The organism is Enterobacter sp. CM29 (genome assembly GCF_013179605.1).
Lineage (GTDB): Bacteria > Pseudomonadota > Gammaproteobacteria > Enterobacterales > Enterobacteriaceae > Enterobacter > Enterobacter intestinihominis.
Genome location: NZ_JABMCU010000128.1, coordinates 1 through 12,981, shown reverse-complemented (window position 1 = coordinate 12,981; position 12,981 = coordinate 1). Strand labels below are relative to the sequence as shown.

The window sequence follows — 12,981 nt, the reverse complement described above, 5'->3', positions numbered from 1 at the left end:
CGCACTATGGCGCGAGATGACTCGCCATCGCCGTCGCTGGCGGGTGCTTTTCACGGGCTGACCGGACCCGCCGCTTTCTTCATATCCGTGGTTTTTAGTCAAAAAAAAGCCCCGTACTACGACGGGGCCAGGTTGCTTATTTCGCTGTTATTTATCCAGCGCGTAGGCAATCACGTAGTCACCACGATCCGGCGACTGGCGTGCACCGCCAGCAGAGATCAGAATGTACTGTTTGCCGGTTTTCGGTGATACATAGCTGATAGGTCCGCCCTGGCTACCCACCGGAAGACGCGCTTTCCACACTTCTTCCCCCGTAGAGGAATCAAAAGCGCGCAGGTAGTAATCCTGGGTTCCCGCAATGAAGACCAGACCGCCCTGCGTGGCCAGCGTACCGCCCAGCGTCGGCATACCGACAGGCATTGGCATACGCATTTTTACCCCAAACGGACCGGTATCCTGTACGGTACCGACCGGCACCTGCCAGACGATTTTCTGCGTTTTCAGGTCAATGGCGGAGAGAGAGCCAAACGGTGGTTTCTGGCACGGAATGCCCAGCGGTGACATGAAACGGTTTTTGTTGACCGAATACGGCGTTCCTTTCATCGGAACGGCGCCCATCCCGGCGTTCACGGCTTCACCGCCCGTGTTTGCTACCGCGCTCTGCGGATGTTGCTTAATCAGCTGAACCCACAGGCCCAGACGCATGTCATTGACGAAGATATACTGGTTGTTCGGATCGGTGGACAAACTGCCCCAGTTCATTCCCCCCAGCGAGCCCGGGAAGCTCAGGGAAATATCGGTTCCCGGCATCGTGTACAGACCGTCATAACGCATTGATTTGAAGCTGATACGACAGGCCAGCTGGTCAAACGGCGTCGCCCCCCACATATCCGATTCTTTCAGGGTTTCAGCGCCAATCTGCGGCATCCCCACAGAGCGAGGCTGCGTTGCCGGGTACTGTTCACGTGGAATATCCGCTGGTTTTACCGGAACCTCTTTCACTTCAGTGAGCGGTTTACCCGTCAGGCGATCGAGAACGTAAATTTGCCCCGCTTTAGTGCCCACCACCACCGCGGGCTTGTTGCCCTCTTTCGTTGGGAAATCAACCAGGCTCGGCTGCATCGGGATATCGAAATCCCAGAGGTCGTTATGCACGGTCTGGTATAACCACTTCTCTTTCCCGGTAGTCGCATCCAGCGCGAGAATTGAGGTGGCGTATTTGTGATCTTCCGGAATACGGTCAGCGCCCCACAGGTCGACAGAGGAACTTCCCATCGGGATAAACACGGTATTCATCGACGCATCCCAGGACATAGGGGCCCAGGAGTTTGCGGAGCTGCGTTTGTAGTGTTCGCCCGGCTTCAGAACATAGTTCGGATCCGGATTACGCGGATCGAACGCCCAGCGCAGCTGGCCGGTGATCACGTCATAACCACGTATTACGCCGCCCGGCATATCGGTGCTGACGTTATCCGCAACGCGGCCGCCAACCACGACCGTGGTACCCGCCAGCGTCGGGGCCGACGTCAACACATAGGTTGGATCTGACGCGTCGCCCATTCCTTCATGCAGGTTAACGCTGCCGTCAGTGCCGAAATCCGGGCAGAATTTGCCGTTATCGGCGTCTAACGCGATCAGCTTACCGTCAATGGTATTCATCAGGATACGGCGCTGGCATGCCGCGCCCGGTGCGACCTGCGCTGGCAGAACCGGCGTGGAGCCGGCTACCGTTGGCTGTGCCAGCGGTTTGGTGGCATCAAAGTACGCCAGGCCACGGCAGCGCATCCAGATGGCAGACTTAGCGTTGATTTCCGCTTTCCAGATCTCTTTCCCGCTATCGGCATCCACGGCGATCACGTTGTTATGCGGCGTACAGAGGAAGACACGATCGTCTACCTGTAGCGGCGTTTGCTGATCTTCTGCGCCATTGCCATCCGGACTTTGCGGAATATCACCGGTATGGTAGGTCCAGACCGGTTTCAGGTTTTTCACGTTGTCACGGGTTATCTGGTCCAGCGCCACAAAGCGACTACCGCCAGCCGTATTACCGTAGTGATCCCAGTTCTGCTGTTTCGCCTCTTCTTTTACCGGCACCAGCGGGCGCTTTTCGCCGCTAAACGGCACGGTCGGATGGGGTTGAAACATCTGAACAAAGGTGACGCCCATGCCGATAATAAGGACCGCGCAGACCGCCATCGCCCCTTTCGTGGAGGACGGTTTTCCTTCACGCTTACGCAATGCAGGCCAGGTGGCTGCTGCCAGCACCATCAGCCCGGCGGGTACCATTAATCGGGAAACCAGCGGCCAGAAGTCGAGTCCGGCATCGAAAAATGCCCAAATCAGGGTGCCAAGAAACACCAGAGCAAACAGCCCTACGGCAGAGGATTTGCGGCGGAAAAACTGAATTGCAGAGAGCAGCGTGAAAACCCCGGCAATGAGAAAGTACCAACTCCCCCCCAGGGAAGCCAGTTTAAAACCGCCGATGGCAAAAAACAGCCCCGTCACAAGAAGTACCACACCCACCAGCAGGCACCACGGGCCTAACCAGCCCAATGGGCGGGGATTATTGTCTGACATAAAAATGAATCTCCTGATTACTTTATATAAAGCAGGGTTTTATTAACTGCCACGATGTTAAAACCCTGCACAACGCTAATTGTTCGTATGCGAAGCATAAATTAAAAAGAGACCGTAGACAAAATCTATTATGTCGGAAGAAATGAAAACCAGCGCAATTGCATGGGTTTAACAGGGTTAAAATAGCGAATATCGCTAACTACGTCACCGAGGCTGGAATATATGACCAGCCGGAAGTTGCTTAAAGGATTAATATCAGGATTCCCCAAGGCCGGTCTTATAGCGTCAGATTTTTACAGCTGAGCCTTCAAACAGAAGATTTAATTAAGCAATAACCATGAATAAGCACAGGGATAAACCTGAGTTAAGTTTCAGGAAGAAATTATCAATAATTTTAGAGCGTCTGGTGCGTTGAACATTCCGTCATTATCAGCACTGAAAATGTGACTTTCCGCATCAAAGCGGACTCACAGCGTGACAATACAAACACTATCAAATCACTTAATGAAGTCTTGAATCGCAGAAAAGCCAAACAGTAATTCACTGTGCTTTCACTACACGTTGACTTTACGCCAAGACTAGCGCATATTTTACAGCACAAATTAACAAGACAATTTTTGGAGGACGTTTTCTATGCCAGCCCGTGATTATCCCGACAAGCGTGTTGCTCGCGGTGTAGCAAAGGAGGCCGATCTCAGGATGTTAAGTGCGCGCATCGATCCAGCGCTGATGGAGTACATCCGCATTACTGCGTATGAAACACGGAAAAGTAAGCAGGAAATCGTGGCGGAAGCGTTAGCACTTCACCGCCAAAGGAATCAGATTGCGTCATAAACACCAAAAGCCCGAAAAATCCCCCGGGCTTTTGCTGCTGTCTGGATTACTCCACCAGCGTATTTAACGTCTCCAGCGCCTCAGGCGGCAATACCAGATCGGCTGCCGCCAGGTTTTCACGCAGATGCGCCACCGAAGAAGTACCCGGGATCAAGAGGATATTTGGCGAGCGTTGCAGCAGCCATGCCAGCGCCACCTGCATAGGCGTCGCATCCAGTGAATCCGCCACCGCCTGTAGCCCGGAAGATTGCAGTGGCGTGAAACCACCCAGTGGGAAGAACGGCACCCAGGCAATCCCCTGCTGCGCCAGCGAATCTACCAGCGCATCGTCACCGCGATTCACCACGTTGTACATGTTCTGTACGCATACCACGGAAACCATCTTCTGCGCTTCAGCCACCTGCGAAGCGGTGACGTTGCTCAGCCCAATATGGCGAACCAGCCCCTTTTGTTGCAGCTCCGCGAGGGTGCTTAGCGGCGCGGCAATCGAGCCTTCCGCTGGCCCGTGGGCGCTAAACATGATCCGCAGGTTAACCACGTCCAGCACATCTCGCTTCAGGTTGCGCAGGTTGTCATGCACCGCCTGCGTCAGCTCCTGGGCGGAAAACGCCGGCAGCCAGGAGGCGTCCTCGCCGCGTCGGGCTCCGATCTTGGTCACAATCGTAAGGTCATCCCGGTACGGATGAAGCGCCTCGCAGATAAGCTGGTTGGTCACATGGGGGCCGTAAAAATCGCTGGTATCAATGTGATTTACCCCCGACTCTACCGCTTCACGCAACACCGCCAGCGCCGCATTTTTGTCTTTTGGCGGACCAAAAACGCCAGGTCCGGCAAGCTGCATCGCGCCATAGCCAAACCGTTTAACCGTACGCGTTCCGAGCGTGAATGTTCCGCATTTATCTATGCTGCTCATGCTGACCTTCCTCATAAAAATGATCCGGGTTTACAACAGGTTCCGCAACGAAACCATTAGTTAAGCAATAGTAAAATTAAAGTTTAAATTCGCTACGACGATAGTATTGATGTAACCCTGCCTCTTCTATTACGGATGACCGCCATGCTGAAAAATCTGCACGTGATTACCGGTATTATCTTTGCCCTCACCATATTCTGTCTGCTGCAAGTTGTCACGGGAGGGTTGTTCTACTCTGCCGTTAACAACGATCGTCACAACTTTCAGAACTCCGGGTTGCTCAATGCCCAGCAGGAGAGCCTGAGCGACAGTGTGAACACCCTGGTGAAAACGCGCGTTACCGTCACCCGCGTGGCGATCCGCTACCTGAAAAACCAGCGCGACCCGGCCTCTCTCGCAGCGATCAACACGCTGCTGGGCACCGCCAATGGTTCGCTGGCCAAAGCCGAAGACTATTACAAAAACTGGCAGGCGATTCCGCAGGTGAAGGGGCAAAATGCCGCGCTCACCGAAGAGATGCAGAAAGCCTGGAAGAACATGCACGAGGTAATGCGCTTGTCCATTGCGTACTTGCGCGCCGATAACTATCAGGCCTATGGCGACCTGGACGCCCAGCAGGCGCAGGATGAGATGGAGGCGGTCTATACCCGCTGGCGCGCGGAAAACAACGTCCTGCTGAAAGCCGCCGCCGAAGAGAACCAGAACAGCTTTACCCAGATGCAGTGGACGCTGGCGGCGATCTTCCTGACCGTTATCGCCGTGCTGGTGGTGATCTGGCAGGGTTTACAGCACCTGCTCCTGAGACCGCTCAACGCCATCATGAACCATATTCGCACCATCGCGAGCGGCGATCTGACGCAAAACGTCGCGATTACCGGGCGCAACGAAATGGGCCAGCTGGCCGCCGGTCTGCATGAGATGCAACAGTCGCTGGTCAGCACCGTCAGCGCCGTGCGCGGCAGCACAGATTCTATCTACACGGGCGCAGGAGAAATTGCCGCCGGGAGTAACGACCTTTCCGCCCGAACCGAGCAGCAGGCAGCCTCGCTGGAAGAGACCGCCGCCAGCATGGAAGAGCTGACGGCCACGGTGAAACAGAACTCGGATAACGCTCGTCAGGCGACGCTGCTGGCAAAGAATGCGTCTGAAACCGCCGCACGCGGCGGCCAGGTGGTGAATAATGTAGTGCGTACCATGAATGACATTGCCGACAGTTCTCAGCAAATTGCGCATATCACCGGCGTTATCGATAGCATTGCCTTCCAGACCAACATTCTGGCGCTCAACGCGGCGGTTGAAGCCGCCCGTGCCGGCGAACAAGGCCGCGGCTTTGCGGTGGTGGCAGGCGAAGTACGGACGCTGGCCAGCCGCAGCGCGCAGGCGGCAAAAGAGATCAAAGGGCTTATTGAAAACTCCGTCAGCCGGGTGAATACCGGCTCGGAACAGGTGAGCGAGGCGGGTGCGACCATGAAAGAGATCGTCGCGGCCGTGACACGCGTAACCGATATTATGGCTGAAATCTCGTCGGCGTCTGACGAGCAAAGCCGCGGTATTGAACAGGTCAGCCTGGCGGTCTCGCAGATGGACAGCGTAACGCAGCAAAACGCCGCGCTGGTACAGGAGTCGGCAACGGCGGCGGCGGCGCTGGAAGATCAGTCTGAACAGCTGCGCCAGGCCGTGGCGGCATTCCGGCTGAACATGCAGGAAAACACCGCTCCGCGGCCAAAAAATACAAAAGCACCGCAACTGTTGCGTCCCGCCACGGTCAGTGCCTCAGGTGACACAAACTGGGAGACGTTCTAGGCCTTACCGTTAACGGCTGTGCTTGGCGTGACGTTCCCAGTTCTCCTGTTTCGCCTCATCGGATTTTCGGAGTGAAACATAACATGCCCCGCTGCCGCCGTGATGCGGCAGCGCCACGCAGAAAGCCTGCACGTCCTCGAACTCGGTTAACCAGCGGGCAAGATAACTGCGCACCACGTTCGGGTGCGAATTCTGCTCGCGGCCCTTCCCGTGAATGATAATCAGGTTACGTAAACCGTCGCGGCTGGCCTGGCGAATGAAGGCGTATAGCATCTGGCGGCAGCGTTCGGCGGGCTGACGCAACAGATTTAAGCTGGCCTGTCGGGCGTATTTACCCGAGCGCAGCTTGTCAATAACGCCCTGCTGAACGCCCTCGCGCTGGAACATCAGCGGCTCTTCAAGCGGCAAGAGTTCCAGGAAACCCAGTGTGAGAAAGTTGTCGAGCTGCTCGGTATCGATCTCCTGGCGAACCCGGGTATTACGGCTTTGCTGCCAGTGGATATCGGTGCAGCGTTTCAGGGGCTGGACATCCTCCATGGCGTCAAGAAAAAGTGATTTGTCGTCAGGGTTCATGGAAATCCTCCGGGCACATCGGGGCTTGTACTATACCTGCACCGGGCAGGGGCCTCAATAACCCTTACCGCAAGGGGCAAGATAAATATTAATCTGATGAATATATATAGCTACCATAAAAGTTATTTAAATATTACTTAACTAAAACTACAGCAGAGTTAAAATAAGTGATTTGCGTTGAAATTTTGTAAAACCAATGACGTGCCGCCTTTCTTTTTTCAGGAAAGATGTTATACCTAAATATACCTGCCTCATGGATATAATACCCAGGATTTGCGAAAGGACGCACTGCTGTGTGTACTGTAGGGTCTGTCTGATGTCGGACAGGCTCTATTTTTTCTTTGGCAATTTCACGATAAAACTATTTTTCTCGCTTCCCTTCTGAATTGTGTAATTAATGATTCAGCCAGGGGCGTCTGGCGTGCATCACGGCGCTGAATTAAATAATAGGCCGCTCTGGGAAGTGTTTCCACAACCGGCAGCATGACCAGCCGGTGCGCCAGCAGCGGGTCACAGCCCAGCTCCTGCGGCAGCACGCTCAGGAAGTCACTTTGTGCGACAAGGCTAATACAGGACGAAAAGGTTTCGCAAACGACGCCAATACGCGGTATCTGCGAGCGATGATGAAATATATCCTCAAGCTGCTTATAATAACTTCCCCGCGGCGTTGGCATTGTCCAGTTATAATGAAGAAGTTCATTAATAGAGGTAGCCCCCAACGCCGGATGTCCTTCCCGACAAAATACCGCAAAAGGTTTCTCAAAGAGTTTTTCAAACGTAAACTCGTGATCGTAAGGCCCCTGATAATAGGTATTGATGGTAAAGTCCAGCTCACCCTGGCGTAATTCATTGATCATTGATACCAGCTGACCTTCCATAATCCGCACCTTGATCTGAGGATGCTGCGCATGAAAACGGGAGATAACGGCGGGCATCAGGCTGCGCGCCACGCTGGCACCCATCCCAATATTGATCTGCCCGGTCAGCTCCCCCTGACGCTGACGGATATCATCCTGCGCTGCGCGAAGCTCTTCCAGAATCAAATTAGCGCGGTGATAAAACCCTTCCCCGCATTCGGTCAGGGCGACACCTTTACTCCGGCGCACAAACAGCTGTGCCGCCATGCCCTCTTCCAGCTCTTTAATGGATTTAGTCAGCGCGGGCTGCGAAAGATTCAGCACCCGGCTGGCTCCGCGAATACTGCCCTGACGCGCCACTTCGACAAAAGCCCGAATTTGATGAAATTTAATCTGAAATGACATAGCCCGACCGATAACCGTTGTTTATCAGAGTAAAGAAACTGTCATCTACTTTAATGGAATTGGATGTGCGAGGGTAATTCCTGAACGGTTAAAACTGTGAAAAATCGCTTAGTGATAAGTAAAAACTATCACAGCGTGAAGCAGTTCACATATTTTAATGATGACAGGAAAAGATATGAACGCACTGGCGCAGTACATCCACACATTAGCCCCCCAACTGAGCGCATGGCGTCGCGATTTTCACCATTTCGCGGAATCCGGCTGGGTGGAGTTTCGCACTGCCGCGAAAGTCTCGGAGATCCTGGACTCGCTGGGTTACGAGCTGGCGATGGGTCGCGATGTCGTGGATGCCGAAAGCCGGATGGGGTTGCCCGATGACGCAACCCTGGCGCGGGAATTTGCCCGCGCCCGCGCGCAAGGCGCACCGGAGAAATGGCTCTCGCCGTTCGAAGGCGGGTTCACCGGCATTGTCGCGACCCTGAATACCGGTCGCCCCGGCCCGACGCTGGCCTTTCGCGTGGACATGGATGCGCTTGATCTGAGCGAAGCGCATGACGACAGCCACCGGCCGTACCGCGACGGTTTTGCCTCCTGCAACCCGGGCATGATGCACGCCTGCGCGCACGACGGCCACACCACCATTGGTCTGGGGCTGGCGCAGGTGCTTAAGCAGCATGAAGCCCAGCTCAACGGCACCATCAAACTGATCTTCCAGCCTGCCGAAGAGGGTACGCGCGGCGCCCGCGCTATGGTCGCTGCAGGGGCGCTGGACGACGTGGACTACTTTACCGCCATTCATATTGGAACCGGCGTTCCGGAAGGGACGGTGATCTGCGGCAGCGATAACTTCATGGCGACCACCAAATTTGACGTGCGCTTTACCGGCGTTGCCGCACACGCTGGCGGTAAACCGGAAGAGGGCCGTAACGCCCTGCTCGCGGCGGCCCAGGCCGCTATCGCGCTGCATGGCATCGCGCCACACAGCGAAGGCGCGTCCCGGGTTAACGTCGGAGTCATGCAGGCGGGCAGCGGACGCAACGTGGTTCCGGCTGATGCGTTGCTTAAGGTTGAAACCCGCGGTGAAAGCGAGGCTATTAATCAGTATGTCTTTGAGCGCGCGCAGGCGGTGATTACCGGCGCGGCAGCACTCTACGGCGTAACAGCCGGGATAAACCTGATGGGGGCGGCGACCTCCAGTGCCCCCTCCCCGGCCTGGGTCGATTATCTGCGCGAACAGGCAAGCCAGGTGCCCGGCGTGACTCATGCCATTAATAAGGTCAAAGCGCCTGCGGGCTCCGAAGATGCCACGCTAATGATGGCCCGCGTGCAGCAGAACGGCGGCATGGCCTCGTATATGGTCTTCGGCACCGAACTGAGCGCCGGACATCACAACGAAAAATTCGATTTTGATGAGCAGGTGATGAACGTTGCCATCGAAACACTGGCGCGAACTGCGCTTAATTTCCCGTGGACGCGAGGTGTGTAATGCAGGAGAACTACGCTTTTATCGCTGATGCCATCGACACGCGATGTCAGACGTTTACCGATATTGCCGACGACATCTGGGATCATCCCGAAACGCGCTTTGAAGAGTTCTGGTCCGCCGAACGGCTTGCCAGCGCGCTGGAAGCCGAGGGCTTTACCCTGATGCGGGAAGCCGGAGGCATTCCCAACGCCTTTATTGCCAGCTACGGCAGCGGCAAGCCCGTTATCGCCCTTCTGGGCGAATACGACGCCCTGGCCGGGTTGAGCCAGCAGGCGCACTGCGCGACGGCGCAATCCGCCACCCCGGGGGCTAACGGCCATGGCTGCGGGCATAACCTGTTGGGTACTGCTGCCTTTGCCGGTGCGGTGGCGGTGAAAAGCTGGCTGGAACAGCACGGCGGCAGCGGAACGGTACGATTTTACGGCTGCCCCGGCGAGGAAGGCGGCTCTGGTAAAACCTTTATGGTGCGTGAAGGATTATTTGACGACGTGGACGCTGCCGTGACCTGGCATCCGGAAGCCTTTGCCGGGATGTTTAACGTCAGCACGCTGGCCAATATTCAGGCCGCCTGGCGGTTTAAGGGGATCGCCGCCCATGCCGCAAACTCCCCACATCTGGGACGTAGCGCGCTGGATGCCGTGACGTTGATGACCACCGGCACAAACTTCCTCAACGAACACATCATTGAAAAAGCGCGCGTTCATTACGCCATCACCGATACCGGCGGAATTTCGCCTAACGTGGTGCAGGCTCAGGCAGAAGTGCTGTACCTGATCCGCGCTCCGGAGATGGCCGATGCGCAGCAGATCTACGTGCGCATCGAGAAAATCGCCCAGGGCGCGGCGATGATGACCGAAACCACTGTCGAGTGTCGCTTTGATAAAGCCTGCTCCAGCTATCTGCCGAACCGTACGCTCGAAGCGGCCATGTACCGCGCATTGCAGCATTACGGCACGCCGGACTGGACGGAAGAAGAACGCGAATTTGCCCGTGAAATCCGCGCCACGCTCACGGCAAACGACCTGCAAAACAGCCTGAAAAACATAGCCGCAACGGGGGCCGAAGAGGGAAAAGCCTTTGCCCGACGCCATCACGAGACGCTACTGGTGGATGAAGTTGCCCCTTACGCCATCACCGATAACGTGCTGGCAGGCTCCACCGACGTGGGGGATGTCAGCTGGAAGATGCCTGTCGCACAGTGCTTTAGCCCCTGTTTTACCGTCGGCACCCCGCTGCATACCTGGCAATTGGTGGCGCAGGGGCGTACCTCTATTGCCCATAAAGGCATGCTGCTGGCCGGAAAAGTGATGGGCGCGACCGCGCTGCATCTGCTTCAGGATGCCGACCTGCTGCGAAAATGTCGGGAAGAATTTGAACAACACATAACAGAAAAACTGTACGAGTGTCCGATCCCACAGGACGTGACACCGTCACCTTTAAAATAAAAAAACACAACACAACACGACAACAGTCCCGAGGAACGCCCATGAGTATGTCTTCCATACCTTCGCATTCCCCATCCGGTAAGCTCTATGGCTGGGTTGAAAGGATCGGCAATAAAGTGCCGCACCCTTTCCTGCTTTTTATCTATTTAATTGTCATCCTGATGGTCGCGACAGCCGTGCTGTCCGCCTTTGATGTGAGCGTGCGCAGCCCGGCCGACGGCAGCATGGTGGCCGTAAAAAATCTGCTCAGCGTGGAGGGGTTGCACTGGTTTTTGCCGAACGTGATTAAAAACTTCAGCGGTTTTGCGCCGCTGGGCGCCATCCTGGCGCTGGTGTTAGGCGCGGGTCTGGCCGAACGCGTGGGTCTGCTGCCCGCGCTGATGGTGAAAATGGCCTCGCACGTCAGCGCGCGTTATGCCAGCTATATGGTGCTGTTTATTGCCTTCTTCAGCCATATCTCGTCCGACGCGGCGCTGGTGATCATGCCGCCGATGGGGGCGCTGATTTTCCTCGCCGTTGGCCGTCATCCTGTTGCGGGCCTGCTGTCGGCGATCGCAGGCGTCGGCTGTGGGTTTACCGCTAACCTGCTTATCGTGACCACCGATGTGCTGCTCTCCGGCATCAGCACGGAGGCTGCCAGCACCATCGATGCGGCCATGCACGTCAGCGTGATCGACAACTGGTACTTTATGGCCAGTTCGGTGATTGTCCTGACGATTGTCGGGGGGCTGATTACCGATAAGATCGTTGAGCCGCGCCTGGGTAAATGGGAAGGCCGGAGCGATGAAAAGCTGGAGACGCTGAGCAAAGAGCAGCAGTTCGGCCTGCGCGTCGCCGGGATCGTCTCGCTGGCGTTCATTGCGGCTGTGGCGCTGATGGTGGTGCCGGAGAATGGCGTGTTGCGCGATCCGATCAAACACACCGTACTTCCCTCGCCGTTTATTCAGGGTATTGTGCCGCTGATAATTCTCTTCTTCTTCGTCGTTTCGCTCGCCTACGGCATCGCTACCGGTAAAATCCGCCGTCAGGGAGATCTGCCGCACCTGATGATCGAGCCGATGAAGGAGATGGCGGGTTTTATCGTGATGGTGTTCCCGCTGGCGCAGTTTGTGGCCATGTTTAACTGGAGCAACATGGGCAAATTTATGGCCGTGAGCCTGACGGACGCGCTGGAGGCGGCGGGGTTGAGCGGGGTTCCGGCGTTTGTCGGCCTGGCGCTGCTGTCGTCCCTGCTGTGCATGTTTATTGCCAGCGGGTCGGCCATCTGGTCGATTCTGGCCCCCATCTTTGTCCCCATGTTTATGATGCTCGGCTTTCATCCGGCGTTCGCCCAGATCCTGTTCCGTGTCGCCGATTCTTCGGTGATCCCGCTGGCGCCCGTGTCACCCTTCGTTCCGCTGTTTTTAGGCTTCCTGCAACGCTACAGACCGGAGGCTAAGCTGGGTACCTACTATTCGCTGGTCTTGCCCTATCCGCTTATCTTCTTAGGGGTATGGCTGGTGATGCTGGTGGCGTGGTATCTTGTCGGCCTGCCGATTGGACCGGGTATTTACCCGAGGCTGAACTAAGGAGTACTGATGCTGAGATTACTCGAAGACAAGATTGCGACACCGCTGGGGCCGCTGTGGGTTATCGCGGATGAAGCGTTCAATCTTCGCGCTGTTGAGTGGGAAGAGCACAGCGACCGGATGGTTGAGCTGCTCAACATTCATTATCGCGCCGAGGGTTACGAGCGTATTACAGCCCGTAATCCTGGCGGGCTGAGCGATAAACTGACGGCCTACTTCGAGGGCGATCTCAGCATTATTAATACCCTGCCAACCGCCACGGCGGGTACCCCTTTTCAGCGCGAGGTGTGGAAGGCGCTACGTAACATTCCCTGCGGGCAGGTGATGCACTACGGTCAGCTGGCAGAGCAGCTTGGCCGTACCGGCGCGGCGCGCGCAGTCGGTGCGGCGAATGGCTCAAATCCCGTCAGCATTGTGGTGCCTTGCCATCGCGTGATCGGGCGCAACGGCACCCTCACCGGCTATGCCGGGGGCGTACAGCGTAAAGAGTGGCTGCTGCGTCACGAAGGGTATTTTCTGC

Annotated in this window: 10 protein-coding genes; 6 read left to right on the top strand and 4 right to left on the bottom strand. The window is 56.1% G+C overall.

The window, feature by feature from the left end; translation table 11 throughout:
* Positions 1–147 precede the first annotated feature (147 nt).
* The gene (locus tag HP459_RS15595) at positions 148–2,577 is read right to left on the bottom strand and encodes a glucose/quinate/shikimate family membrane-bound PQQ-dependent dehydrogenase (protein WP_171936444.1); all 2,430 of its coding nucleotides are present in this window, start codon (positions 2,575–2,577) and stop codon (positions 148–150) included.
* 633 nt (positions 2,578–3,210) lie between these two features.
* Between HP459_RS15595 and HP459_RS15590 the strand changes: the two genes are divergently transcribed.
* Complete coding sequence (locus HP459_RS15590; protein WP_022647949.1) at positions 3,211–3,411, top strand: hypothetical protein; 201 nt, start codon at positions 3,211–3,213, stop codon at positions 3,409–3,411.
* 46 nt (positions 3,412–3,457) lie between these two features.
* Here HP459_RS15590 and HP459_RS15585 read toward each other — a convergent pair whose 3' ends face one another.
* On the bottom strand, positions 3,458–4,324 hold the full coding sequence (locus tag HP459_RS15585; RefSeq protein WP_171936443.1) for an aldo/keto reductase family oxidoreductase: 867 nt from the start codon (positions 4,322–4,324) through the stop codon (positions 3,458–3,460).
* Positions 4,325–4,468: 144 nt separating this feature from the next.
* On the opposite strand from HP459_RS15585, the gene HP459_RS15580 reads away from it, so the two are divergent.
* Positions 4,469–6,127: a methyl-accepting chemotaxis protein gene (locus HP459_RS15580; protein ID WP_023299980.1), complete on the top strand. Its 1,659-nt coding sequence runs from the start codon at positions 4,469–4,471 to the stop codon at positions 6,125–6,127.
* Positions 6,128–6,136: 9 nt separating this feature from the next.
* On the opposite strand, the gene smrA is transcribed toward HP459_RS15580, so the two are convergent.
* Positions 6,137–6,700: a DNA endonuclease SmrA gene (gene smrA / locus HP459_RS15575; protein ID WP_022647946.1), complete on the bottom strand. Its 564-nt coding sequence runs from the start codon at positions 6,698–6,700 to the stop codon at positions 6,137–6,139.
* A gap of 350 nt (positions 6,701–7,050) precedes the next feature.
* Positions 7,051–7,962 (bottom strand): LysR family transcriptional regulator, encoded by a 912-nt coding sequence (locus HP459_RS15570; protein ID WP_046620072.1) that lies wholly within the window; start codon positions 7,960–7,962, stop codon positions 7,051–7,053.
* Between the two features lie 175 nt (positions 7,963–8,137).
* On the opposite strand from HP459_RS15570, the gene HP459_RS15565 reads away from it, so the two are divergent.
* The 4 genes from HP459_RS15565 to ogt form a co-directional block, all read left to right on the top strand.
* The gene (locus HP459_RS15565; protein ID WP_126291094.1) at positions 8,138–9,448 is read left to right on the top strand and encodes a M20 family metallo-hydrolase; all 1,311 of its coding nucleotides are present in this window, start codon (positions 8,138–8,140) and stop codon (positions 9,446–9,448) included.
* Entirely contained in the window at positions 9,448–10,893 is a 1,446-nt protein-coding gene (locus HP459_RS15560; protein WP_126291096.1) for a M20 family metallopeptidase, read from the top strand. Before HP459_RS15565 ends, HP459_RS15560 begins: the two co-directional genes overlap by 1 nt.
* A gap of 41 nt (positions 10,894–10,934) precedes the next feature.
* Positions 10,935–12,461: a p-aminobenzoyl-glutamate transporter gene (gene abgT, locus HP459_RS15555; RefSeq protein WP_022647942.1), complete on the top strand. Its 1,527-nt coding sequence runs from the start codon at positions 10,935–10,937 to the stop codon at positions 12,459–12,461.
* Positions 12,462–12,470: 9 nt separating this feature from the next.
* The coding region (gene ogt / locus HP459_RS15550) for a methylated-DNA--[protein]-cysteine S-methyltransferase (protein WP_171936442.1) at positions 12,471–12,981 on the top strand (511 nt) is incomplete at its 3' end.

Coding starts and splice junctions, on each gene's coding strand:
- HP459_RS15585 (WP_171936443.1), bottom strand. CDS start 4,324: ATGAGCAGCATAGATAAATGCGGAACATTCACGCTCGGAACGCGTACG.
- HP459_RS15580 (WP_023299980.1), top strand. CDS start 4,469: ATGCTGAAAAATCTGCACGTGATTACCGGTATTATCTTTGCCCTCACC.
- HP459_RS15590 (WP_022647949.1), top strand. CDS start 3,211: ATGCCAGCCCGTGATTATCCCGACAAGCGTGTTGCTCGCGGTGTAGCA.
- smrA (WP_022647946.1), bottom strand. CDS start 6,700: ATGAACCCTGACGACAAATCACTTTTTCTTGACGCCATGGAGGATGTC.
- HP459_RS15595 (WP_171936444.1), bottom strand. CDS start 2,577: ATGTCAGACAATAATCCCCGCCCATTGGGCTGGTTAGGCCCGTGGTGC.
- HP459_RS15565 (WP_126291094.1), top strand. CDS start 8,138: ATGAACGCACTGGCGCAGTACATCCACACATTAGCCCCCCAACTGAGC.
- HP459_RS15560 (WP_126291096.1), top strand. CDS start 9,448: ATGCAGGAGAACTACGCTTTTATCGCTGATGCCATCGACACGCGATGT.
- abgT (WP_022647942.1), top strand. CDS start 10,935: ATGAGTATGTCTTCCATACCTTCGCATTCCCCATCCGGTAAGCTCTAT.
- HP459_RS15570 (WP_046620072.1), bottom strand. CDS start 7,962: ATGTCATTTCAGATTAAATTTCATCAAATTCGGGCTTTTGTCGAAGTG.